The sequence below is a fragment of the Actinomadura vinacea genome (assembly GCF_039532545.1).
Classification (GTDB): domain Bacteria; phylum Actinomycetota; class Actinomycetes; order Streptosporangiales; family Streptosporangiaceae; genus Spirillospora; species Spirillospora vinacea.
The window spans coordinates 601,568-625,547 of the sequence record NZ_BAAARW010000012.1 but is presented as its reverse complement, the minus strand read 5'-3'; the positions used below and the strand labels follow the sequence as shown (position 1 = coordinate 625,547).

Below are 23,980 nucleotides of genomic sequence, written 5' to 3'. Positions count from 1 at the left end.
CCGGGGGGCCTCGCGTCCCCAGGGGCCGCCGCCGGCCACCGCCCCGGGCCAGGGCCTCCCTGACCGCACGGGGGCGGACTGTGGCGCCACCGGTAGTTCCCCTCTTCTCAGGGAGATCGAGTGGCCACAACCTCCGCGCGCCGTCCCGAAGACCACGGGATCCCCACCGGGGCGGCCTCCGTCCCGGACCGGCGCACGTACGTCCTCGACACCAGCGTCCTGCTCGCCGACCCGGGAGCGATGACGCGGTTCGCCGAGCACGAGGTCGTACTCCCCATCGTCGTCATCTCCGAACTCGAGGCCAAGCGCCACCACCCGGAGCTCGGCTACTTCGCCCGCCAGGCGCTGCGCACGCTGGACGACCTGCGCCTGGACCACGGCCGCCTGGATGAGGCGATACCGCTCGGCGAGCTGGGCGGCACCCTGCGGGTCGAGCTCAACCACTCCGACCCCAGCGTGCTGCCCGACGGGTTCCGGCTGGGCGATAACGACACCCGGATCCTGTCGGTGGCCGGCTGGCTGGCCAAGGAGGGCCGCGACGTCGTGCTGGTCTCCAAGGACCTGCCGATGCGGGTGAAGGCGTCGTCGGTCGGACTGGCGGCGGAGGAGTACCGGGCCGAACTGGCGGTGGTGGAGTCCGGCTGGACGGGGATGCGGGAGCTGGAGATCTCCGGCGGCCAGGTCGAGGAGCTGTACGAGGCGGGCACCGCCGATCTGGAGGAGGCGCGCGAGCTGCCCTGCCACACCGGGCTGCGGGTGCTGTCGGAGCGCGGCTCGGCGCTGGGCCGGGTGCAGGCCGACAAGTCCGTGCGGCTGGTGCGCGGCGACCGCGAGGTGTTCGGGCTGCGCGGCCGTTCGGCCGAGCAGCGGGTCGCGCTGGACCTGCTGATGGACGAGGACATCGGGATCGTCTCGCTGGGCGGCCGGGCCGGCACGGGCAAGTCGGCGCTGGCGCTGTGCGCGGGCCTGGAGGCCGTGCTGGAGCGCCGCCGGCACCGCAAGGTGGTCGTCTTCCGCCCGCTGTACGCGGTGGGCGGCCAGGAGCTCGGCTACCTGCCCGGCTCGGAGAACGAGAAGATGTCGCCGTGGGCGCAGGCGGTCTACGACACCCTGTCGGCGGTGACCACCCCGGAGGTCATCGAGGAGGTTTTGGAGCGTGGCATGTTGGAGGTCCTGCCACTCACCCACATCCGGGGGCGCTCGCTGCACGACGCGTTCGTGATCGTGGACGAGGCGCAGTCGCTGGAGCGCGGCGTGCTGCTGACCGTGCTGTCGCGGATCGGCGCCGGATCGCGGGTCGTGCTCACCCATGACGTGGCGCAGCGCGACAACCTGCGGGTGGGGCGGCACGACGGGGTCGCGGCCGTGGTCGAGCGGCTCAAGGGGCATCCGCTGTTCGCGCACGTGACGCTGACGCGCTCGGAGCGGTCCCCGATCGCGGCGCTGGTGACCGACATGCTCGGCGACGTGGGGGCCTGACCCGGCACCCGGCCTCAGCGGCTCGACGACGGCGGTCCGTCTCGCGGGCTCCGGTCCACGCGGCCGGGGCCCGCTCGGCGTTCCGTGCGTGCGGCCGGATCCGGTCACGTTAGGTGATCGCTAAACGTCATCCCGGTTACCTGTGGCGAACGTCACATGAACCGGGGCGAAGTGGAGGAATCCCAGCTCTCATCGCCGATACGGGGCTTCGGCCAGGGAGTTGACAATCGCCACACCCATAGCATTCGCCCCGTTCCGGTTGCGGACCATGCCCCGGGCTGGGGCATTGTGTCTCCTCGTAAGCACCCCCAGAACGCTGCCGCATGCCTCCTCACCCCTGAACGACCGAGGCGGCCGCGGCCTTGTTCCGGCCCGGGGCCATCGTGACCCGGCCGGCTCGGTGGGCCGGGGGTGGAAGCAGCTCGTGCGCGTGTCCATGCGCGCATGACCGTCGGAAGGACCGCCTTGTACGGAGACCGTCCCGGGTCCCCTAGGCGAGACGATCGACAGAGCTTTGCCCCCCACGACTCCCAGGGCCCTGCTTACGGCGATCGGCACGATGACGACGTGAAGGTCGCCGGTTCCCCGTTCGCGACGCAGGCCATGGGCCCGATGGGCCGTCCCGGCGATGCCGGCGGGCCGGGTGGTACCCACGCGATGCAGGCCGTCCAGGACGAGCCGCACGGCCCCGGAGCGGCAGTGGGCCTGGCCGAGCCGCCGCCCTCGCCCTACCCCGGCCCCGGCGAGCCGATGGGCCCCATGGGCCCGGCGGGACCCGCCGACGAGCTCGCGGCCGGCCCCGGAACGCACGGCCCTCGCGGCCCGCGCGGCACGCGCCGTTCCGGCGGTGGCAAGGGCAACGGGATGAAGATCGTCGCCATGGCCGCGGGCGCGGCCGTCGTGGTCGGCGGCGGCGCGGTCGCCGCGCTCGCGCTGACCGGCGGCGACGAGGGCAAGGCCAAGGTCTCCTCGGCTCCGCAGGCCGACGCGCCCAAGCCGCCGCCCGTCGACCCGTACGTGGAGGTGCAGCAGCGCCGCAAGCTGGCCTACGAGCGGGCCACGCGGGCCGCGCGGACGGCCCCCAAGGGCAAGAAGCCGGTGCTCATGCCCAAGGGCGAGCCGATCCCGACCAAGAAGCCCAAGCCCGAGGGCGGGGACGAAGGCGGTGTGCCGTCGCTGGGCAGCCCGGTCCCAGCCGGTGTCGCGCAGGCGTACGCCAAGTCGGTCATGGACGACCCCGGCACGCAGTTCGGTTGCCTGCAGAAGCTGTGGAACAAGGAAAGCGGCTGGAACTACAAGGCCGCCAACCCCTCGTCGGGCGCGTACGGCATCCCGCAGGCGCTCCCGGGCTCCAAGATGTCCAGCGCGGGCGCCGACTGGAGGACCAACTACAAGACGCAGATCAAGTGGGGCCTCGGCTACATCGAGGATCGCTACGGCTCCCCCTGCAAGGCGTGGGGCCACTCTGAGTCGGTGGGCTGGTACTGAGTCGGTGGGCTGGTACTAGGCCGTAACAGCAGTCGTGAGGCCGCGCGGGCATGTCCCGCGCGGCCTTTCGCGTTCCCGGGGTCAGCCGCGCGGCGCTGAGCGCGTCATGGAGAGGACGTCGAGGGCCGCGTCGAGTTCCTCCTCGGTCAGCTTCCCGTCGGCCACGTGGCCGCGCTCCAGGACGACCTGGCGGATCGTCTTCCGCTCGGCGAGGGCCTGCTTGGCCACCCGGGCCGCCTCCTCGTACCCGAGATAGCGGTTCAGCGGCGTCACGATCGACGGCGAGGACTCCGCGTACTCGCGCAGCCGCTCCTCGTCGGCCTCGATCCCCGCCACGCAGCGGTCGGCCAGCAGCCGCGACGCGTTCGCCAGCAGGGTGATCGACTCCAGCACGTTGCGGGCCAGCATCGGCAGCATCACGTTCAGCTCGAAGCTCCCCGCCGCGCCGCCGAACGCGACCGCCGCGTCGTTCCCGATCACCTGCGCGGCCACCTGCGCCACCGCCTCGGGGATCACCGGGTTGACCTTGCCCGGCATGATCGAGGAGCCGGGCTGCAGATCGGGCAGCCGGATCTCGGCCAGCCCGGCCCGCGGTCCCGAGCCCATCCAGCGCAGATCGTTGGCGATCTTGGTGAGCCCGACCGCGATCGTGCGCAGCGCCCCGGACGCCTCCACCAGCCCGTCCCGGGCGCCCTGCGCCTCGAAGTGGTCGCGCGCCTCGGTCAGCGGCAGCCCGGTGGCCCGGGCGATCTCCGCGATCACCCGGGCCGCGAAGCCCTCGGGGGTGTTGATGCCGGTGCCGACCGCGGTGCCGCCCAGCGGCAGCTCGGCGAGCCGCGGCAGCACGGCGTCCAGGCGCTCCACGCCGTACCGGACCTGCGCCGCGTATCCGCCGAACTCCTGGCCGAGCGTGACCGGCGTGGCGTCCATCAGGTGGGTCCGGCCCGCCTTGACCACGGTCGCGAACGCGGCGGCCTTGGCGGAGAGGGCCTCCTCCAGGTGCCGCAGGGCCGGGACGAGGTCGTCCACCACCGCCCCGGTCGCGGCGATGTGGATCGAGGACGGGAACACGTCGTTGGACGACTGCGAGGCGTTGACATGGTCGTTGGGGTGGACGGGCCGGCCGAGGCGCTCCTCGGCGAGCGTGGCGATGACCTCGTTGGCGTTCATGTTCGAGGACGTGCCGGAGCCGGTCTGGAACACGTCGATGGGGAACTGGTCGTCCCAGCGGCCCGCCGCGACCTCCAGCGCCGCCTCGTGGATCGCCGCCGCCAGGTCCTTGTCGAGCACGCCCAGTTCCGCGTTCACCGTGGCCGCGGCCGCCTTCACCCGCCCCAGCGCGGCGATGTGCGCGGCCTCCAGCCCGCGGCCGGAGATCGGGAAGTTCTCCACGGCGCGCTGCGTCTGAGCGCGCCATTTGGCCGTGGCCGGGACGCGCACCTCCCCCATGGAGTCGTGCTCCGTCCGATACTCGGGCTGCTCCGGCGCACCCTCGGTCATGGAAAAGCCACCTCCGGATTCGAATCTATCCCTGCCCTCGTGGCAGCCCCGGAGACGGTGCCCGCATTCCCGTCGGCCTCACCCGCCGGAAGTGGCCCCCTGCACGGTGTAGGAGCGACGCTCGCCGGGCTTTCCTCCAGGCCGCCGCTCGCCGTTCACCCATACCTCGCAGGCCGCGGCGTCGTAGACGACGGCGTTCAGGTTGGGCTGGTCGTACTGGCGCGCGTCGCCGGCCGCCAGCGTCTCGTCCGAGATCACGTTGATGTTCGGGCCGGGCACCGAGACGAAGATCTTGCAGGGGCCGGTGCGGGCCCGCACGACCAGCGTGCTGGAACCGACCCCCGGCGGCGGGGCCGCCGCCGGCGCGCGGCCGGGCGAGCTCCCGTCCGGGGCGGTGGGGGAGGGGCCGGGGCTCTCCCGCATCATCCCGACGATCAGTGCGGTGGCGCCGATACCGCACGAGGCGACGGTGGCGCCGATCAGCGCGATCACGGCCATCACGCGCAGTCGCGGGGTGGGCGGGCGGCGGCCGGAGCGCGGACCGGCCTGCGCCCGTTCCAGCCGGTCCACCGCGCGCGCGTGGCTGAGCCGCCGGGTCGGGTTCTTCTCCAGCAGCCCGTTCACCACCGGGGCCAGCGGTCCGGCGTTCTGCGGGGCCGGCGCGGATTCGTTGGCCAGCGCGCTGAGCGTGGCCATCACGTTGTCCCGCTCGAACGGGGGACGGCCCTCCAGCGCGGCGTACAGCGTCGCGCCGAGCGACCACAGGTCCGACCGCGGTGTGGCCTTCTCCCCGGCGGCGACCTCCGGAGCCACGTACGCGGGCGACCCCATGAAATGGCCTGATCTGGTCAGGCTGGCCGAGCCCGGCGAGAAGGCCAGGCCGAAGTCGGTGAGCACGACCCGGTCGCCGTCCAGCAGCACGTTGCTGGGCTTGAGGTCGCGGTGCACGATCCCGGCCTTGTGCGCGGCGGCCAGCGCCTCCAGCAGCCGGCGGCCGATGTGCCCGACACGCTCGGGGGGCAGCGGCCCGGACCGCTCGATGAGCTGCTCCAGGTTGGGCGCCTCGATCAGCTCCATCACGATCCACGGCCGGCCCTGCTCGATCACCACGTCGTACACCTCGACGATCGAGGGGGTGCGGAGCTGGGCCGGCGCGCGCGCCTCGCGGAGCGTACGGCGGTAGAAGACGACCCGGTCGTCCTCGGAGAGGTCCGCGGGGAGCCGCAGCTCCTTGACCGCTACGGCGCGATCGAGGAGGTCGTCATGGCCTCTCCAGACGGTGCCGTTGGCACCCTGACCTATTTCCGAGACCAGCCGGTAGCGCGTCGCGAGCACGAGGCGCTCTGACTGAGACATGGCGGAAAAGATACCGGAGAGACCATGCGCCCATCGGGGAGATTTCGGGACTTACTTGGATATTGCTCCAATTCGGGCATTACCCCTTGACGGAGATCAACGCCTGCCGATCGTGAGCACCGGGCCGGTGGTGTCGGCGAAGAAGTCATTCCCCTTGTCGTCGACCACGACGAACGCGGGAAAGTCCTCCACCTCGATCTTCCAGACCGCCTCCATGCCCAGCTCCGCGTACTCCAGGACGTCCACCTTCTTGATGCAGTCCTGCGCCAGCCGCGCCGCCGGGCCGCCGATCGACCCCAGGTAGAACCCGCCGTGCGCCTTGCACGCGTCGGTCACCTGCTGCGAACGGTTCCCCTTCGCCAGCATGACGAACGAGCCGCCCGCCGCCTGGAACTGCTCGACGTAGGAGTCCATCCGGCCCGCCGTGGTCGGGCCGAACGACCCCGAGGCGTACCCCTCCGGAGTCTTGGCCGGACCCGCGTAGTAGACGGCGTGGTCGCGCAGGTATCGCGGCATCGGCTCACCCGCGTCCAGCCGCTCCTTGATCTTGGCGTGCGCGATGTCCCGCGCCACCACCAGCGGCCCGGTCAGCGACAGCCGCGTCTTCACCGGATACCTGGTCAGCTCGGCGCGGATCTCCTCCATCGGGCGGTTCAGGTCGATCCGCACCACGTCGCCGTCCAGCTGGTCCTCGGTGGTCTCGGGCAGGTACTTCGCCGGGTCGGTCTCCAGCCGCTCCAGGAACACGCCCTCCGCGGTGATCTTCGCCAGCGCCTGCCGGTCCGCGCTGCACGACACCGCGATCGCCACCGGGCAGGACGCGCCGTGCCGCGGCAGCCGGATCACCCGCACGTCGTGGCAGAAGTACTTGCCGCCGAACTGCGCCCCGATCCCCAGCTTCTGCGTCAGCTCGAAGACCTGCCCCTCGAGCTCCACATCGCGGAACCCGTGGCCCAGCGGCGACCCCTCGGACGGCAGCCCGTCCAGATAGTGCGCGGAGGCGTACTTCGCGGTCTTCAGCGCGAACTCGGCCGACGTACCGCCCACCACGATCGCCAGGTGGTACGGCGGGCACGCGGCGGTGCCCAGCGACCGGATCTTCTCCTCCAGGAACGACAGCATCCGCTTCGGATTCAGGACCGCCTTGGTCTCCTGGTAGAGGAACGACTTGTTGGCGCTGCCGCCGCCCTTGGCCATGAACAGGAACTTGTACGCCTCACCGGGCGCCGCGTACAACTCGATCTGCGCCGGCAGGTTGCTGCCGGTGTTCTTCTCGTCCCACATCGTCACCGGTGCCATCTGCGAATAGCGCAGGTTCAGCCTGGTGTAGGCGTCGTAGACGCCCCGCGAGATGTGCTCCTCGTCCCGCTCGTCGGTCAGGACGTGCTGGCCGCGCTTGCCCATCACGATCGCGGTACCGGTGTCCTGGCACATCGGCAGCACCCCGCCCGAGGCGATCCCGGCGTTCTTGAGCAGGTCCAGCGCCACGAACCGGTCGTTCGGCGACGCCTCCGGGTCGTCCAGGATCCGGCGCAGCTGCGCCAGGTGCGCCGGACGCAGCAGATGCGAGATGTCGCGCATCGCCGTCTCGGTGAGCAGCCGCAACGCCTCCGGCTCGACCTGCAGGAACGTCCGCCCGCCCGCGTCGAAGGCGGACACGCCCGCGGAAGTGAGCAGCCGGTACTCGGTCTCGTCCGGGCCGAGCGGCAGCAGGTCGGTGTAGGAGAACTCAGGCATCGAACATCCTCGCGCGCTTACTGAATGAGGGGCACCTAAAGGTTACGGCCCGCCCCGGCCACCGCGACCGCCGCCCCGGAAGGCTTCTCGCGTCCGCGGCCCAGCCCCAGCACCACCCCCGCGCCCACCAGGACGGCGCCCGCCAGATCAGCCGGGCCCGGCCGGCCCAGCCCGAGCACCACCGTGGTGATCAGCGCGCTGATCGGGATCAGCCCCGCGAACAGCCCCGCGCGGTCGGGCCCCAGCCCGCCGAGCGCGCCGTACCAGAGGCAGAACGCCACCGTCGTGACGAACACCGCCAGATACCCGAACGCCGCCAGCTCGGCCCAGGTCGGGACGCGCAGCACCCCGGAGCCGTCCACGAGCAGCCCGACGACCAGCAGCATCGGCGCGGCCAGCGCCGCCGAATACGCCGACACCCGCAGCGGCCCCAGCCTCGGCAGCAGCGGCACCGCCAGCAGCGAGAAGCACACCTCACCCGCCAGCGCGCCCAGCGCCAGCAGCAGCCCCCGCACCGTCCCGCCGCCCAGCCCGTTGGCCAGCGCCGCGCCCGCGGCCACCGCGCACGCCGCCAGCACCACCTGCGGAGCCGGACGGCGCCGCTCCAGCAGCGGGCCCACCAGTGCCAGCACCACCGGCACCGTCGCGACCACGGTGCCGATCGTCGCCGGGCTCGTGTCCTCGGTCGCGGCGACGATGCACACGTTGAACGCCGCCAGCCCCGTCCCCGCCAGCGCCGTCAGCAGTACCAGCTCCCGCCCCGACGGCCGCCCGGGTCGCGGCCCGCCGCGGACCAGCACGACCGCGTACAGCAGAACGGCCGCCACCGCGTACCGCAGCGCCTGGCCGCCGAAGACGGGATAGCCCGAGACCGTCGCCGACACGGCGGTGAGCGTGCCGACCAGGAACATCGCCGACCCGGCGCCGATCATGTGAACCTTCATGCCCGGGACGCTAGAAGCGACTTGGACCCCGAGGAAGGTCCAATAGGCCCCGCAGAACCAGAACCAATTTCACAGGACGTGACATCTGGGCGCCCCCGCGACGCTGAGATTGATGTGACCGACCTTCATCTGCCCCTCGACCGCTCCGCCGGACGGCTGGCCGCGCAGATCGCGGCCGGATTCCGCGGCGCGATCCGCTCCGGCCGGCTCACCGCCGGAACCCGGCTCCTGTCCAGCCGCGACCTCGCCCGCGACCTGGACGTCTCCCGCGGTGTCGTGGTCACCGCCTACGAGCAGCTCATCGCGGAGGGCTTCCTGGTGGCCCGCCGCGGCGACGGCACCCGCGTGGCCCCCCTGGCCCGCCCGGACGCCCCGCCGCCCGTCCCGGCCTCGCACGCGCCCCCCGCGCCCATGCCGGGCGGCCCTCCCGGCGGCGACCCGCACGGCTTCCAGTACAACCTGTGGCCCGGCACCCCCGACCTGAGCGCCTTCCCCCGCGAACGCTGGGCCGCCGCCGTCCGCGCCGCCCTGCGCGCCCTCCCGAACGACGACCTGACCTACCCCGACTTCGCCGGCACCGCCGCCCTGCGGACCGAACTGTCGGGCTACCTCGGCCGCGTCCGCGCCGCGTACACCACCCCCGACCAGATCGTCGTCATGAGCGGCGTCGCCCACGGCCTCTCCGCCGTCGTCGCCAACCTGGTCGCCCGCGGCCACCGCACCCTCGCCGTCGAGGACCCCACCAGCGCCCGGCAGCTCCCCATGCTGGACGCCGCCGGCATCCGGCTCGTCCGCGTCCCCGTCGACCGGCACGGCATCGACGTCGAGGCGCTGGCCCGGCTCGAGGCCCGCGCAGTCCTCGTCACCCCCGCGCACCAGTACCCCACCGGCGTCGTCCTCGCCCCCGAGCGCCGCGCCGAACTCATCGCCTGGGCACGCTCCGCCGACGGCCTGGTGATCGAGGACGACTACGACGCCGAGTTCCGCTACGACCGCGACCCCGTCGGCTGCCTCCAGGGCGTCGACCCCGACCGCGTCGTCCTCCTCGGCTCCGTCAGCAAGGCCCTCGCCCCCGGCCTCCGCCTCGGCTGGGCCGTCGCACCACCCCGACTCGCCGAACGGCTCCGCGCCCACCGCGCCCACACCGACCTCGGCGCCCCCGTCCTCGACCAGCACGCCCTCGCCCACCTCATCAGCACCGGCGCCTACGACCGCCACCTGCGGCTGATGCGCCGCCAATACCGCGCCCGGCGCGACGCACTCGTCAACGCCCTGCGCGAGCACATCCCGGGCGCCACCGTCCGAGGCGTCTCCGCGGGCGTCCACCTCTACGTCGAACTGCCCGAAGGCAGCGACGAAGACAAGGTCGTCACCGCGGCCGCCGGCCTGGGCGTCGCCGTCGCCGGCGCCAAACCCATGTGGTCACGAGGCCGCGCCCCCTACGCCCCACCCGCCCTCGTCCTCGGGTACGCCCAGCTCAACGAGGGCCGCCTGACCGAAGCTGCCGAACTCCTGGGCAAAGCGATTACAAAAGGCGCCCCCGGGTAGTTAGCCGATCCCGGCGAAGGAGGATTGCATGTCTCTGGAAGAGGCGGCGCGGCAACTGAAGATGGCGGTCCACGACTCGCAGGTGGCGTTCGACTGCGTCGGACTGGGCGACCTGGAGCGTGCACAAGAGCACGCGGTGATCGCGCGGGCTGCGACCGACGCCGCCATGACCGCACTGGCCCAGGCCCTGGAGGACATGACGCCGGAACAGGCCCTAGCCGAAGGCGAACGCGCCATAACAGCGATGGAAGACGCTTAATTTACCTGGGGGGCCAGCCCCCACGCCCCCCGGCAGGGGCCCCGCCCCCACACCCCCCGTCGGGGGGTGTGGGGTTTCAGGCGATGAGGCGGCGGCGCATTCCTCTTACGGCGATGAGCCACATCAGGGCCGCGAAGACCAGCAGGGCGGCCAGGTGACCCAGGTCGGCCAGGGGTTCCAGGCCGAACACCGCGTGCCGGATCAGCTCCACCGTGTGGAAGAGGGGGTTCAGCAGGGCCGCCTTCTGGGCCCACTCGGGCAGCGACCCGACCGGGAAGAACGTCCCGGCGATCAGGAACAGCGGGGTCACCACGCCCGTGATCACGTAGTCGAACGAGTTGATCGACGGCACCACCGACGAGGTCCACATCCCGAACAGGCCGAAGCCCAGGGCCGTCACGAAGACGATGAAGGGGACCAGCAGCATCCCGAACGAGGGGTCCAGGCCGAAGAACATCGCGACCACGATCGGGGTGCACGCGTACACCGCGGACTTGGCCGCGATCCACAGCGCCTCGCCCGTGACCAGTTCGTGCACGTCCACCGGCGCGGCCAGCATCGCGTCGTAGGTGTGCTGGAACACGCGCCGGATGTAGCCGTTGAACATGCCCGGGAAGACCGAGGTGAACAGCGCCGCGATCCCGACCACGCCCGTCGCGACGAAGTCGATGTAGCGGTAGTCGCCCACCGCCGCCACCATCGAGCCGAACCCGTACCCGAAGGCGAGCAGCATGAAGGTCGGCTCCACCATCGAGGCGAACGACTGGGAGCCCCAATAGCGCTTGAACAGCGCCAGCTCGTGCCGCCATATGCCCCGCACGGGCGCCATCTCGAACCGGCGCAGCGGCGCCTGTGCCCGCGTCGTCATTCCACCCGCTCCCCGGTGAGCACCACGAAGACGTCCTCCAGGTTCGCCGCGCGGCGCACCCCGTCGGGACCGAGCCGGTCGTCCAGTGACGGCGGGATGGTCTCCGCCTTCAGGACCGACACCGAAGGCCCGGTGCGGCGCGTCGGCAGCCCCGCCCCGCGCGCCAGCCGCTCGACCTCCTCCAGCCGGTCGGGCGGCCCGTGGTGCTCCACCACCAGCTGCCCGGCATGCTCCTCGATCAGCTTGGACGGCCCGCCCCGCGCGACCACCCGGCCGTGCGACATCAGCGCGCAGTCGTCGGCCAGCCGCTCGGCCTCCTCGATGTAGTGCGTCGACATCAGCACGGTCGTGCCGCTGTTCCGCAGCCCGTCGATCAGCCCCCACAGCTCCGCCCGGACCTGCGGGTCGAGGCCCACCGTGGGCTCGTCCAGCAGCACCACCGCGGGACGGTGCACCAGCCCGCGCGCGATCAGCAGCCGGCGGCGCATCCCGCCGGAGAGATCATCGACCTTGGTCCGCTGCCGCTGCGTCAGATGGGCCAGCTCCAGCGCCGCGTCCACCGCCTCCCGGCGGCGCGCCCGCGGGACCCGGTAGAGGTGCGCGAACACCTCCAGGTTCTCCCGGGCGGTCAGCTCCTCGTCGAGGTTGTCCTGCTGCGGCACGACGCCCATCGCCGCCCGCGCCCGCTTGGACTCGCGCGGCACCGCGTACCCGAGCACGTCGATGGACCCCTCGTCCGGCCGTGCCTGCGCCGTGAGCAGCTTCATCGTCGTGGACTTTCCCGCGCCGTTGGGCCCCAGCAGGCCCAGGCAACTGCCCGCCTGGACGTCCAGGTCGAGCCCGTCCACCGCCCTGAAGTCACCGAACCGCTTGACCACCCCGCGCAGGCTGATGGCCGAACGGACGCCGGTCCCCTCCCCAGTCACGAGCCCGTGACGCTGAACCGTCATGTCCGCCACACTATGCACAAGGCCGTACAAATCCCCATCGGTTTTCGGGCGGCTAACCTTGACCCGTGGACACGCCCATCCGCCGCCCAGCAGAACAGGCGACGCACGTGCGCGACCTGCGCGCCTCCGATGCCGACCGCGAACGGGTGGTCAACGTCCTAGGCGAGGCACTCGCCGACGGGCGGCTCACCCTCGATGAACACTCCGAGCGCACCACCCGTGCCTACCAGGCCCGTACCCTCGGCGAGCTGACCGGCCTCACCGGCGATCTCAGCCCCGAAGAGGCCCAGCCCATCCTCGTGGACGACCGTCCGGTTTCGGCCTTCTTCGGCCGGATGCGCCGCGAAGGCCGCTGGGTCGTCCCCGTCAAACTCCCCATCCTGGCCCTCTTCGGCACCGTCGAACTCGATCTCCGCGAGGCCGTCCTGCAGCGCCGCCACATCGTCCTGGACTCCCTGGTCGTCGGCGGCCGCGTCCGGATCGTCGTCCCCGAGGGCGTCCAGGTGAACGTCACCGGCCGCACCATCCTCAGCACCCGCGAGGTCCGCACCCGCCCCGCCGCCGAAGGCCCCACGATCGAAGTCGGCGGCACGTTCCTCTTCGGCTCGGTCAGCGCCCGCTCCCCGAAACGCAAATTCACCGCCCGCCTCTTCTCAAGATGGAGAGGCGACCCCCCACACCCCCCGAAACGATGACCCTCGTGGCTCTTTAGAGCCGATGTTCAACCCGTTCCGCTCACTTTGCGGGGTGTGGGGGCTGTCCCCCTGGCAGGGGGTGTTGGGGGGCGTCCCCCCGACAGTGATGAGAAATTGGTAGTGCCGTCACGGTCTCGGCCTTTTAAGAGCCGATCTTCGACCCGTTCCGGTTGCTTTTCGGGGTGTGGGGACGGAGCCCCTGCCAGGGGGCGTGGGGGGCTGGCCCCCCAGAAGATGCTTCTAGAAGTTGATGTTGCTGTAGGCCCTCAGCTTGTTGAGTTTGTGTTCGCTGGCGACGGTCCGGATGGTGCCGCTGCGCGAGCGCATGACCAGGGAGTGGGTGTGGGCGGAGCCTTTGCGGTAGCGGACGCCGTCGACGAGTTCGCCGTCGGTGATGCCGGTGGCGGCGAAGAAGACGTCGTCGGAGGTGACGAGGTCGTCGGTGGTGAGGACGCGGCCGAGGTCGTGGCCGGCGTCGATGGCCTTCTGCCGCTCGGCGTCGTCCTGGGGCCAGAGGCGGCCCTGGATGACGCCGCCCAGGGATTTGATGGCGGAGGCGGCGATGATGCCCTCGGGGGTGCCGCCGATGCCGAGGAGGAGGTCGGTGCCGGTGTCCTCGCGGGCGGCCATGATCGCGCCGGCGACGTCGCCGTCGGTGATCAGCTTGACCCGGGCGCCGGTCTCCCGGACCTCCTTGATCATGCCTTCGTGCCGGGGGCGGTCGAGGATGACCACGGTCACGTCGGCGGGGGCGGAGCCCTTGGCGCGGGCGATCGCCCGGATGTTGTCGGCGACCGGGCGTTCGATGTCGACGACGTCGGCGGCCTCGGGGCCGGTGACGAGCTTCTCCATGTAGAAGACGGCGGACGGGTCGTACATGGAGCCGCGGGGTGCGACGGCGAGGACGGCGATCGCGTTGTTCATGCCGAGGGCGGTGAGGCGGGTGCCGTCGATGGGGTCGACCGCGACGTCGCATTCGGCGCCGCTGCCGTCGCCGACCTCCTCGCCGTTGAACAGCATCGGGGCGTTGTCCTTCTCGCCCTCGCCGATGACCACCACGCCGCGCATGGAGACGGTGTTGATCAGTTGGCGCATGGCGTTGACGGCGGCCCCGTCGGCGCCGTTCTTGTCTCCCCGTCCGACCCAGCGGGACGCGGCCATGGCGGCGGCCTCGGTCACCCGGACCAGTTCCAGCGCCAGGTTGCGGTCCGGCGCCGCGGGCTCGGTGGTGAGCGGGGAGAGGATAGTGTCGTCGGACATGCGAGGCAGCCCTTTCGGTCAGTTGGTGACACGAATTCTCCGGGTGCCCGGTGCCGTGCCACAAATTGGACCAGACCAGCGATCCGCCTCCGGTACCGGAGGCCGGCCGGGGGCCCGATTCGGTCTCCGCGCGTGCAAGGGATCGTTTCCCCACCGTGGGAGGGCGTAATCTCAGCTTCCATGAGCAGCGACATCGACCTCTCGACCGCGGGTGGGGCGGCCGCGCAGGAGACGTCCTCGGTGAGCGGGGCGTCCGCCCGGACCTCCGACCGCGGGGCGGCGACCCGCAGCGCGTTGCTGGCGGCCGCCAGCGAGGTGTTCAGCGAGTCGGGGTTCGCCCAAGCGGCCGTGACCGACATCGTCGCCAAGGCGGGGGCCAGCGTCGGCAGCCTTTACCACCATTTCAACGGCAAGGCCGACCTTTACCTGACGCTGTTCGAGGAGTTCCAGACCCGGCAGCAGGAGCGCACCCGCAAGGCGATCAACGCGGTGCGGGACGCCGGGGAGAGCGACCCGATGCGGCTGTTCATCGCGGGCGCGGGCGCCTACCTGGACGGCTGCCTGCAGGATCGGCACGTGGCGCGGCTGTTCATCTCCGGCGACGGGCCGCCCGGGTTCGACCGGGTGATGCGGCAGCGGCTCAACAAGTGGGCCCGCCGGAACGCGGCGCTGTTCCACACGGCCGACGGCGGCGTGGACGAGCCGCTCGTGATCGTGTTGACGGGCGCGATGGCGGGTGCGGTCTCGGAGGTGTCGGGCAGCGACGACGAGGAGGCCACGCGGCGGCTGGCCGACGACATCATGGCGATCGTGGGGACGATCAGGAACCCCCGTTCGGAGCAGCCCTGACCGTGCGGGATGCTTGAGGGGTGACCGACAAGACCTCTTCCCCCACCGCCTCCGCCGAAGCGCGCGGGACGGTCCAGGTCAGCCCCGGGGTCTACAAGCGGCTGACGACCGGGCTGGGGGGCTTCACCCTGGCGATGGCGGCCTGCCTGCTGCTGGTGGGCGCGATCTACCTGGTCACGCCGCGCGGCGACAAGGAGCTGCTGCCGACGGTCGACTACAGCACGCAGCTGTGGGCGATGCGCAGTGACGCTCCGTACACGGTGCAGGCCCCGGAGGGGCTGCCGGCGGGGTGGCGGGCGACCAGTTCGCGGATGCACGGGCTGAACGGCGACGGGCCGGTGGCGTGGCATCTGGGGTTCGTGACGCCGACCGAGCAGTACGCGGCGGTGGAGCAGAGCAACGAGAAGGCGTCGGCGTACGTTCCGCGGATGACCAGCATCAAGAAGACGATCGGCACGATGCAGGTCGGCGGCGCGTCCTGGGCCAAGCACCACCGGGTGGACAAGAACGCCCGGTCGCTGGTGCGGACCCTGCCGGGCGGCGTGACGGTGGTGGTGACGGGGACCGCGTCGTTCGAGGAGCTGGCGGTGCTGGCGGGGGCGTTGAGGCCGCAGTCCAAGCAGGGCGCGTCGTCGGCGCCGCGGTCCTGAACGGGCCGTTCAGAAGGGCGCCTGGGCGCCGTCGTCGCCGTTCTCCGGACGGGCCATGGCGTTGGCCAGCCGGGCGCGTGCGCCCTCCAGCCATTCTTCGCAGACCGCGGCGAGCTTCTCGCCGCGCTCCCACAGCTCGAGCGACTCCTCCAGGGTGAGCCCGCCGGTCTCCAGGCGCTTGACGACCTCGGTGAGCTGGTCGCGCGCCTGCTCGTACGACATCTGTTCGGTCACGCGACAACCCTATGACCCGGGCGGGGCGGTGTCGTCCACGGTCACGGTGAGGCGGCCGCCGGCGAGCCGGACCAGGAGCCGGTCGCCCTTGCCGGTGCCGGCCGCGTCCCGGACGACGGTGCCGTCCTCGCGCTGGACGATGGCGTAGCCCCGTTCGAGCGTGGCGGCGGGGGAGAGGGCCAGCAGCCGGGCGCGGGTGTGGGACAGCTCGTCGCCGGCCCGGTCCAGGGAGCCGGACAGGGCGCGGCGGGCCCGGTCGCGGAGGGCGAGGACCAGCTCGGACTGCCGTTCGATCTCGCGGACGGGGTCGGCCAGCGCCGGTCGTGACCGGACCGCCTGGAGCCAGGCCCGTTCCCGTTCGATCCCGCCCGCCAGGCAGCGCCGCCCGCGGTCGCGGAGCTGCCGGACGAGCTGGAGCTGCTCGCGCACGTCCGGGACGACCTTCTTGGCGGCGTCGGTGGGGGTGGAGGCGCGGACATCGGCGACCAGATCCAGGATCGGACCGTCCTGCTCGTGGCCGATGGCGCTGACGACCGGTGTGCGGGCCGCGGCGACCGCCCGGACCAGGGCCTCGTCGGAGAACGGCAGCAGGTCCTCCATCGAGCCGCCGCCCCGGGCGATGACGATCACCTCGATCTCGGGGTCGGCGTCCAGCCGCCGCAGCGCCTCCATGACCTCGCCGACCGCGTAGGAGCCCTGGACGGCGGTGTTCTCGACCCGGAACGCGACGGCGGGCCAGCGGCGCCGCCCGTTCTGCAGGACGTCGTGCTCGGCGTCGGAGTCGCGGCCGGTGATCAGCCCGACCTTGCCGGGCAGGAACGGCAGCTGCCGCTTGCGTTCGGGCCGGAAGAGGCCTTCGGCGGCCAGCACCTGCTTGAGCCGTTCGAGCCGGGCGAGCAGCTCGCCGACGCCGACCGGGCGGACCTCCAGGGCGCTGAGCGAGAAGGTGCCGCGGTTGATCCAGAAGTCGGGCTTGGCGTGCACGACGACGCGGGCGCCGTCGGTCACGGCGGGCCCGGCGGCCTCGAACACGGCGCGGGGGCCGACGACCCGTACCGACATGTTGGCGACGGGGTCGCGCAGGGTGAGGTAGCAGGTGCCGCCGCGGGCGTTGAGGTCGGTGATCTGGCCCTCGACCCAGATGCGGCCCAGCTTCCCGATCCAGCCGCCGACCGCCTGCAGGACGGTGCGGACCGGTACCGGGGACTCGGCTGAGGTGTCCATCGCCATGGCACGCCAGCCTATGTGCAGCGGCTCAGTTGAGGCCGTTCAGCTTGGCGATCCGGTTCTCGTACATTTTCAGGACGTCCGGGCGGGCGGCGTGCTTGCGTTCGTATTCGCGCAGCAGCTTGACCTGTTCCGACGAAAGGCCGCGCAGGCGGGCGCGGAGCTGCGGGAGCGTGGCCTCGTCGTAGTTCGGGACGGGCAGGCCGGCCGCCACCCGCTCGGCCTCGGCGGGCGCCGCGGGCTTGCTCTCCGGACGCGGCTCGAGCTTCTCCTCGGCCTCCGGCTCCGGCTTGGGCTTGCCGACCGAGATCTCATCGCGGGGCGCGGCCTCGGGCTTGGCGGGCTCCGGCTCGGGCTTCGGCTCGGGCACGGTGCCGTCGCCGCGGACCCGCTCCACGACCTGTCCGACGACCTTCTCGGCGGTGTGCTGGACGTCGTCGCGCAGCCGTCCGATCACCGGGCGGACCCCGCCGCCCTCGGTGATCTCCTTGTAGTCCCTGGTCACCCGGTCGCTGAGCAGCAGTGCCCGGCCGACGCCGAACATGGCCAGCCGGACGGCGTGCAGCGGGAGGTCGCGAACCTGTTCGCCCACCGTTTCCTGCACCTGCTGCTTGAGGCGGCGCGGCGATTTCGTCATCGTCTCCATCTCCCTGCTGTCCCCAACACCGTCTGTCAATCATCACTTTGCCGTATGGCCGCGATAGGGGTCACCCCGGGTTAATGGAATTCTGGTCAACAGTGCCGTGCGGTGGGTCACGTTTTCGGGCGTGGCGCGACGACTTCCCAGAGTGACGCCCCGGACGGTACGCGGCCCCTCGGGTCGGCTCGTACCATGGAGCACATGACCTCCAACAGCCAGCGCCGTGTCCTGCTCGCCAAGCCGCGTGGTTACTGCGCGGGCGTGGACCGGGCCGTGCAGGCCGTCGAGATCGCCCTGGAGAAGTACGGGGCCCCCATCTACGTGCGCAAGCAGATCGTGCACAACGTGCACGTCGTGAAGACGCTCGAGGAGCGCGGCGCGATCTTCGTGGACGAGACCGAGGAGGTGCCGGAGGGCGCCATCGTGGTCTTCTCCGCGCACGGCGTCGCGCCCGTGGTGCACGAGGAGGCCAAGGGGCTGAGCCTGCGCACCATCGACGCCACCTGCCCCCTGGTGACCAAGGTCCACAAGGAGGCCGTCCGGTTCGCCAAGGACGACTACGACATCCTGCTGATCGGCCACGAGGGCCACGAGGAGGTCATCGGCACCACCGGTGAGGCGCCCGACCACATCCACCTCGTCGACGGCCCCGGCGACGTGGCCAACGTCGAGGTCCGCGACCCCGAGCGGGTCGCGTGGCTGTCCCAGACCACGCTGTCGGTCGACGAGACCATCGCCACGGTCGAGAAGCTGCGCGAGCGGTTCCCCAAGCTGATGGACCCGCCGTCCGACGACATCTGCTACGCGACCCAGAACCGGCAGACCGCGGTCAAGGAGATGGCGGCCCAGGTCCAGCTGGTGATCGTCGTTGGTTCGACCAACTCCTCCAACTCGGTGCGGCTCGTCGAGGTCGCCAAGGAGCACGGCGCCGACAACGCCTACCTGGTCGACTACGCCGAGCACATCGACGAGACCTGGCTGGAGGGCGTCACCACGGTCGGCGTCACCAGCGGCGCCTCGGTGCCGGACGAGCTGGTCCAGGGCGTCCTGGCCTGGCTGGCCGAGCGTGGCTTCGGCGAGGTCGAGGAGGTCGAGTCGGTGCCGGAGAGCATGCGCTTCGCGCTGCCCCACGAACTCCGCAGGAACCTGCGCATCACCCCGGTCGGCTGACCCCCTTCGCTCGCCTGGCCCTGGGACGTCTAGGGGCCGGACGGGACGTACGAGCGCAGCAGGCCGTCAATGTTGCCCAGCGCGGTGGTGGCCTCACGCAGGCGCGCAGGCCAGTCATCGTCGTCGCGGCGCGAGCCTGCGGCGGTCTCGATGGCCGACGGAGCGGCAGTCCCCCACAGCGCGGCGGCACAGGCGGTTCCGTCCCGCTGGTCGCGGTCCCACCGCGCGGAAACGTGCTCGAACTGCTCCGCGACGGTGGCACCAGGGATGTCGCGCCCGTGGACGGCCGCCCATTCACCGCTGCGGGGATGGCGTCCGGTACTGGGCGGTGCGGATCGCAGTTCTTCCAGCACCAGGCACCACCGGTAGGGGGCAGCGAGATAGGCGGCCTCCTCGGCCGCGCAGGCCACTCCGCCGTCCAGCCGGGCGTACAGGACGGCGGCCAGGTGCTCCCCGAGTGCCGCAGGGCCGATGGCCGGAGGGATGACGGTGGACCTGGACGCGGCGGCGGCATCCACGGCATGGGATATCGCGCACTCCCGCGACCGCACGGGCAGCGCCCGCACCTTCTCCAGGACGGTCTCGTCCGGGATCGGCGCGCCCCACCCGGTCAGGTGAGCCGCGGCGGCCAGCTCGGCCCACAGGACGAGCTCGGGCAGCTCGGTCAGGACGCGGTGGGCGTCGCGCATGTCGCGCAAGGTGCAGGGTGACGCCTGGCAATCGGTCCCGCATGTTCCGCTGCGCGGTGACACCACTGCCCTGGGGGAGGCCACGGCTGCGGTGGAGGCGGCCTCGGCCCGCGTGCCGTCGGGCATCCGGACGAGGTGGGGGAAGTCCATGCCGTCGGTGAAGACGGCGCCCTCTCCGGGGGTGAGGGTGACCAGGAACTGCGACTGGGCCTCGGTGATGTTCATCGTGGCGCCGACCGCGTCCCGGTCGTCCCGGGCGGGCAGCCGATGGACGATCTTGACGGCGGTGTTCTTGATGACGTCGGGGACGAGCTTCGCCGGGATCTGCTCGGCCACGATCAATCCCTCGCCGTAGGCGCGGATCTCGGCCAGCAGGCCCGCGAACGTCTCCACCGCGTGGGACGCCGGCCCCGGCTGTTCGCTGCGCCGCAGCAGGCGGTGCGCCTCCTCGAAGACGCTCAGATGCCGCAGCCCGGCCCCGCCTTCGTGGCGCTGCCTCAGCCGCAGGTGCTCCACCAGGCGTACCAGCACGGTGCCCATGAGGAACGCCTTGTCGCGGTCGTCTCCCACGTCCTCGATCTCCAGGACGACGTTGCGGTCGAGCAGCCGGCCGAAGTCGATCGGATGCCCGCCCTCGAGGAACCGGCCGGTGGTGCCGAGGCGGAGGCTGGACAGCCGCACCCGGATGAAGCCGCGGACATTGTCGGTGATCTCCTGCCCGTACCCGATCTCGTCCACCACGGTCTCGGCGGTGGCCTGCAGGTCGGCCAGCGTCGGGTAGCGCGGGCGGGCCCCGGGGACGGCGGGCTCGCCGAGCGCGAGGTCCCAGCCGAGCCGCTCGTAGCATCGGGTGAGGGCCGCGCTGAGCACCTGGGGGAACGGCTCGTCCGCCTCGAAGGCCGCCAGGAACAGCGCACGCACCAGGTCGGCGTGGGTCTGCAGCGGGAACGGACGGCCGTCCGGCCCGGCCGCGGGCTCCAGCGGGTTGATACCGGCGGCGATCGCCTCGGCGTCCCCGGGGCGGATCGCCACGACCTCGGCGTCCGGGAGGCGGGCGGCCATGAGCCGGTACTCGGCCTTGGCCGGTTCCACCACCAGCCATGGAAGCCCCGCCTGTGAGGCGGCGGTCAGCATTGCGCGGACGGTCTGGGACTTGCCCGCCCCGGTGGCGCCGCACACGAACGTGTGCCGGTTCAGGCTCGACAGCGGCAGCGCCAAGTGCCCGACCTCGCGGCGATTGCGGTCCAGCACCTGGCCCAGCCGGATACCGTCCGCGCCCGGAGCGGGTTCGGGGGTGACGTCGAACTCCGGGCGCAGCATGAACCGGACCCCGGCGACCTCCCGCAGCGGGGGCCGGGCGAGCGCGGCCAGCAGCCGCGTGCTCGCCTCGAACGGGAACGACGGTCCCGTGTCCGGGCTCGCCCGCGTCTCGGGGACGAGCGCGTACGGCAGCCCGTCCAGGTCGGCCGAAGCGCACACCAGTCCCGCCACCTGCGCGGCGGCGCGTGCCGTCATGGCGCCGGCCAGCAGCTGCACCCGCCACAGCCCGGATGTGGTGGCCTGGCGCAGTTCACGGTGACGATGCTCGTCGCGGATCGAGGCCACCGCGTGCTCGGGCGACATCTCCGCCATCGACGTGAAGTACTGCTGCCGGTCGGCCAGCTCGTCGGCGAGCCTGCCGGTCTCGCCAGGGTCGACAGGCTCGGCGAGCAGCAGCCACGCGAACGGCCGCATCCATACCGACAGCAGCCCGTCCTCCAACGACGGCCGCGCCGGATCCTTGGGGACGGTGTCGGCCAGCAGGCCGTCGGTGATGCCGCCGATCCGCACCCAGTGCGGGAAGGTGCCCATCGCGTCCGCCAGCGCCCCTGGCGGCAGCATCACTCCGCGCCCGCCGGCCGGCAGGCTCAACGTCGCGGCGTCTTCACCGTCTTCGGCGATGAGCGCGTCCCCACCGATGAACACCTCGGTGGGCCCGGACGCTTGCGCACGCCGCCAGCCCACCAGCACCGCGCCGCCGTCGCCGGCATGGTAGGCCGACACCAGTGCCGCGATCCGCTGGTCACGCCATTCGTCGCGGCCCTCGCTTTCCCCTTCCCGGCGGCGCGGCACCTCCAGGAGCCTGCACACGGGCAGTTCGCGCACCCTTTCCCACACGACCAGTCAGGGTATTGAGCAAGACCTCCAATGTGAAGCGCGATACTGGGCCGATCGGATGACAAGTCCCATGTCAATCTGCTTGGGTGTTTTGCGTACCACGGGCCCGTAACCGTGGCGATCGAACGGCACCCAAAAGAGAACAGGGGGGCGCACCCGTGAGGGGTGGCATCGATCACCACGCCTTTCTGAGCCGCCGCGCGCGGCTCTTCGATCCCGACCCGCGCCTGGGCTGGGTGTTCCGTGACCGCTGGTGGTTCCTGCGCCCCTTCCCCGAGCCCTCGCCCCGGCAGCAGCCGCTCCCCGACTACCTGGCCCGCCGGATGGCCGCCACCCGGCAGGCCGCCGACCGGCGGTTGCGCCGCACCCTGCCGGCCGGCCTGGCCGCCGCCGCGATCCTGTTGCTGTTCGCCGCCTTCTCAGCCCAGTCGCTGTCGCGCACCCCGGTCCCGGTCGGCTTTCTACTGCTGGCGCTGATCGCCGCGACGCCGAGCGCGGCCATGACGCTGTTCGCCGTACGGCAGCGCAACAGTGCCCGTGACGCCCACGAGCTGGCCCAGCGGCAGACCACCGGCGACCACGAGGACCAGACCCGCCAGTGGCAGGCGCGCAAACAGGCGCACGACGCCGCCGAACACGCTCGCCTCGACGGGCTCTCCGAATGGGGCGCCGTCCCCTGCCCCACCCGTCGCCTGGACGTCTTCGGCGGCACTCTGTGGTCATGGGAGGCGCTGCTCACCACCTACGGCACGTCCGCACTGGCCGCCCCGCTGCTGGTGCTGGACCTGTCCCGTGAACTGGTGAGCCGCGAACTCATCACGCTCGCCCAGCAGGCGGGGAAGGGCGTGGACGTCCAACTGCTGCCCAGCCGGCAGTCGTCCGCCACCCTGCTCGTCGACCTGCCACCGCGCGAACTGGTGGACGCCATCGTCGAATCCATGCACGGCGGCACCCCCGACACCGCCCGCGCCGAGCGCAGCATGGACGACCGCATCCTCACCGCGATCTGCGGCGCGCTCGGCGGCGACATCACCCTCGCCCGGATCACCGCCGCACTACGCGCCCTGATGGGGGAGCCCGACACCTCCGGGGCGCTGACCCGCGACGAACGCCGCCGCATCGCGAACGAACTGTTCACCGTCGAGTACCGGCGGCAGGCGCATGCGAGCCTGTCGCGCATCGAGTCCTACCTGCATCCGCTTGAAGACCTCGGCACTGAACCCCGCGAGGGCACCGGCGCGGGCTTCTTGACCGTCGTCGCGCTGGACAGCCAGGCGCGCAACGTCCGATCCGAGCTCCTGACCGACCTGATCGTGCAGTGGGTCACTCACCGCATCGCCGCCACCGCCGACTCCACGCCCGCGCTGCTCGTCGCCGGTGCCGACGAGCTGGCCCGCCGCCATCTGGAACGACTCTCGGACTCATGCGAGCGGCGCGGCGTCCCTCTCACCTTCCTCTTCCGGCGGCTACGGGAGGCCTCGGCGGAGGTGATCGGCGGCGGCGCGGTCGCGTTCATGCGGCTGGGCAACCACGAGGACGCCACCCGCGCGGCCGACTACATCGGCCGCGAGTACCGCTTCGTCCTGTCCCAGATCACCAAGAACATCGGCGGCAACGAATCCCACACCCAGACCGACACCACGGGCGAGAGCGACTCGGAGACCCTCTCCACAAGCCGGACCACCGGAACGTCCACCAACTGGGGCACCAGCCGCTCGTCGGGCGCCACCTACTCCGGCGGCGAGATGTTCCCCGACCGCTCGACCAACCGCCAGTCGGGCACCAACCGCGGGGGCTCCAGCAGCACCAGCGACACCACCGGCACCGCCACGTCCACCTCACGGAACTGGTCGGCGGCCTACTCCTTCGCCGAGGGCACCAACTGGAGCGACGCCGACACCACCCAGCGCGTCTACGAGTACGTCATCGAACCTGTCACCCTCCAGCACCTGCCGGACCACGCTCTCCTGCTGATCGAGTCGGCCCCCGGGGGCGGACGCACCCTCACACCAGTCGAATGCGACCCGTCCATCATCACGCTGGAGCGCGTCAGTACGTCCCCCTTGCCCGAGCCACCCGCCCCGCAGCAGGCCCTTACCACCGGGGCCCCGTCCACCACCCCCCAGTGGACCGCCGCCCCACCCGCCGCGCCGACTCCACGCGCGCCCCTCTCGCACGAACCAGGCCCACCACCCGGCCACCAAACCGGCCCGCGTCCAGGCCCCCCGCCTCGGCACCGTCCGCCGGGACCGCCACCCCTCTTCGGCGGAAAGAGCTGAC

At 71.9% G+C, this 23,980-nt stretch carries 20 protein-coding genes; 9 read left to right on the top strand and 11 right to left on the bottom strand.

What is annotated here, in order from left to right:
• Positions 1 to 159: 159 nt before the first annotated feature.
• On the top strand, positions 160 to 1,479 hold the full coding sequence (phoH2, locus tag ABD340_RS18250) for an RNA 5'-3' helicase PhoH2 (RefSeq protein WP_344590722.1): 1,320 nt from the start codon (positions 160 to 162) through the stop codon (positions 1,477 to 1,479).
• Between the two features lie 567 nt (positions 1,480 to 2,046).
• Complete coding sequence (locus ABD340_RS18245) at positions 2,047 to 2,967, top strand: aggregation-promoting factor C-terminal-like domain-containing protein (RefSeq protein ID WP_344590176.1); 921 nt, start codon at positions 2,047 to 2,049, stop codon at positions 2,965 to 2,967.
• Between the two features lie 81 nt (positions 2,968 to 3,048).
• Here the strand turns inward: ABD340_RS18245 and ABD340_RS18240 are convergent, their stop codons facing one another.
• From ABD340_RS18240 to ABD340_RS18225, 4 genes are all read right to left on the bottom strand, one after another.
• Complete coding sequence (locus ABD340_RS18240; RefSeq protein ID WP_344590175.1) at positions 3,049 to 4,467, bottom strand: class II fumarate hydratase; 1,419 nt, start codon at positions 4,465 to 4,467, stop codon at positions 3,049 to 3,051.
• Between the two features lie 78 nt (positions 4,468 to 4,545).
• Positions 4,546 to 5,823, bottom strand: coding sequence for a serine/threonine-protein kinase (locus tag ABD340_RS18235; RefSeq protein ID WP_344590174.1), 1,278 nt, complete (start codon positions 5,821 to 5,823; stop codon positions 4,546 to 4,548).
• A gap of 96 nt (positions 5,824 to 5,919) precedes the next feature.
• On the bottom strand, positions 5,920 to 7,560 hold the full coding sequence (locus tag ABD340_RS18230) for a fumarate hydratase (RefSeq protein WP_344590173.1): 1,641 nt from the start codon (positions 7,558 to 7,560) through the stop codon (positions 5,920 to 5,922).
• Between the two features lie 35 nt (positions 7,561 to 7,595).
• Positions 7,596 to 8,504, bottom strand: a complete 909-nt coding sequence (locus ABD340_RS18225; protein WP_344590172.1) for a DMT family transporter — start codon at positions 8,502 to 8,504, stop codon at positions 7,596 to 7,598.
• A 114-nt stretch (positions 8,505 to 8,618) separates the two neighbouring features.
• Here ABD340_RS18225 and pdxR point away from each other — a divergent pair, with 114 nt between their 5' ends.
• Positions 8,619 to 10,052, top strand: a complete 1,434-nt coding sequence (pdxR, locus tag ABD340_RS18220) for a MocR-like pyridoxine biosynthesis transcription factor PdxR (protein ID WP_344590171.1) — start codon at positions 8,619 to 8,621, stop codon at positions 10,050 to 10,052.
• A 28-nt stretch (positions 10,053 to 10,080) separates the two neighbouring features.
• Positions 10,081 to 10,311, top strand: coding sequence for a hypothetical protein (locus ABD340_RS18215; RefSeq protein ID WP_344590170.1), 231 nt, complete (start codon positions 10,081 to 10,083; stop codon positions 10,309 to 10,311).
• 76 nt (positions 10,312 to 10,387) lie between these two features.
• On the opposite strand, the gene ABD340_RS18210 is transcribed toward ABD340_RS18215, so the two are convergent.
• On the bottom strand, positions 10,388 to 11,179 hold the full coding sequence (locus tag ABD340_RS18210; RefSeq protein WP_344590169.1) for an ABC transporter permease: 792 nt from the start codon (positions 11,177 to 11,179) through the stop codon (positions 10,388 to 10,390).
• Positions 11,176 to 12,129, bottom strand: coding sequence for an ABC transporter ATP-binding protein (locus ABD340_RS18205; RefSeq protein WP_344590168.1), 954 nt, complete (start codon positions 12,127 to 12,129; stop codon positions 11,176 to 11,178). Before ABD340_RS18205 ends, ABD340_RS18210 begins: the two co-directional genes overlap by 4 nt.
• 65 nt (positions 12,130 to 12,194) lie before the next feature.
• Here ABD340_RS18205 and ABD340_RS18200 point away from each other — a divergent pair, with 65 nt between their 5' ends.
• Positions 12,195 to 12,824, top strand: coding sequence for a DUF1707 SHOCT-like domain-containing protein (locus ABD340_RS18200; RefSeq protein WP_344590167.1), 630 nt, complete (start codon positions 12,195 to 12,197; stop codon positions 12,822 to 12,824).
• A gap of 240 nt (positions 12,825 to 13,064) precedes the next feature.
• Here ABD340_RS18200 and glpX read toward each other — a convergent pair whose 3' ends face one another.
• Positions 13,065 to 14,084: a class II fructose-bisphosphatase gene (glpX, locus tag ABD340_RS18195; RefSeq protein ID WP_344590166.1), complete on the bottom strand. Its 1,020-nt coding sequence runs from the start codon at positions 14,082 to 14,084 to the stop codon at positions 13,065 to 13,067.
• Between the two features lie 180 nt (positions 14,085 to 14,264).
• Between glpX and ABD340_RS18190 the strand changes: the two genes are divergently transcribed.
• Both ABD340_RS18190 and ABD340_RS18185 read left to right on the top strand, forming a co-directional pair.
• Positions 14,265 to 14,933 (top strand): TetR/AcrR family transcriptional regulator, encoded by a 669-nt coding sequence (locus ABD340_RS18190; RefSeq protein ID WP_344590165.1) that lies wholly within the window; start codon positions 14,265 to 14,267, stop codon positions 14,931 to 14,933.
• Between the two features lie 20 nt (positions 14,934 to 14,953).
• Positions 14,954 to 15,583: a DUF4245 domain-containing protein gene (locus tag ABD340_RS18185; RefSeq protein WP_344590164.1), complete on the top strand. Its 630-nt coding sequence runs from the start codon at positions 14,954 to 14,956 to the stop codon at positions 15,581 to 15,583.
• A 9-nt stretch (positions 15,584 to 15,592) separates the two neighbouring features.
• Here the strand turns inward: ABD340_RS18185 and ABD340_RS18180 are convergent, their stop codons facing one another.
• Genes ABD340_RS18180 through ABD340_RS18170 form a run of 3 tightly spaced genes read right to left on the bottom strand, consistent with a single transcriptional unit; the run spans position 15,593 to position 17,681 of the window.
• Positions 15,593 to 15,805 carry an exodeoxyribonuclease VII small subunit gene (locus ABD340_RS18180; RefSeq protein ID WP_344590720.1) on the bottom strand — a complete coding sequence of 71 codons (213 nt, stop codon included), beginning with the start codon at positions 15,803 to 15,805 and terminating at the stop codon, positions 15,593 to 15,595.
• A 21-nt stretch (positions 15,806 to 15,826) separates the two neighbouring features.
• Positions 15,827 to 17,047, bottom strand: a complete 1,221-nt coding sequence (gene xseA, locus ABD340_RS18175) for an exodeoxyribonuclease VII large subunit (RefSeq protein WP_344590163.1) — start codon at positions 17,045 to 17,047, stop codon at positions 15,827 to 15,829.
• A gap of 25 nt (positions 17,048 to 17,072) precedes the next feature.
• The gene (locus ABD340_RS18170) at positions 17,073 to 17,681 is read right to left on the bottom strand and encodes a DUF8129 domain-containing protein (protein ID WP_344590162.1); all 609 of its coding nucleotides are present in this window, start codon (positions 17,679 to 17,681) and stop codon (positions 17,073 to 17,075) included.
• Positions 17,682 to 17,885: 204 nt separating this feature from the next.
• Here ABD340_RS18170 and ABD340_RS18165 point away from each other — a divergent pair, with 204 nt between their 5' ends.
• Positions 17,886 to 18,854, top strand: coding sequence for a 4-hydroxy-3-methylbut-2-enyl diphosphate reductase (locus ABD340_RS18165; RefSeq protein ID WP_344590161.1), 969 nt, complete (start codon positions 17,886 to 17,888; stop codon positions 18,852 to 18,854).
• 29 nt (positions 18,855 to 18,883) lie between these two features.
• Here the strand turns inward: ABD340_RS18165 and ABD340_RS18160 are convergent, their stop codons facing one another.
• Complete coding sequence (locus ABD340_RS18160; protein ID WP_344590160.1) at positions 18,884 to 21,700, bottom strand: ATP-binding protein; 2,817 nt, start codon at positions 21,698 to 21,700, stop codon at positions 18,884 to 18,886.
• Positions 21,701 to 21,858: 158 nt separating this feature from the next.
• Here ABD340_RS18160 and ABD340_RS18155 point away from each other — a divergent pair, with 158 nt between their 5' ends.
• Positions 21,859 to 23,979 carry a hypothetical protein gene (locus ABD340_RS18155; RefSeq protein ID WP_344590159.1) on the top strand — a complete coding sequence of 707 codons (2,121 nt, stop codon included), beginning with the start codon at positions 21,859 to 21,861 and terminating at the stop codon, positions 23,977 to 23,979.
• Position 23,980: the final 1 nt, after the last annotated feature.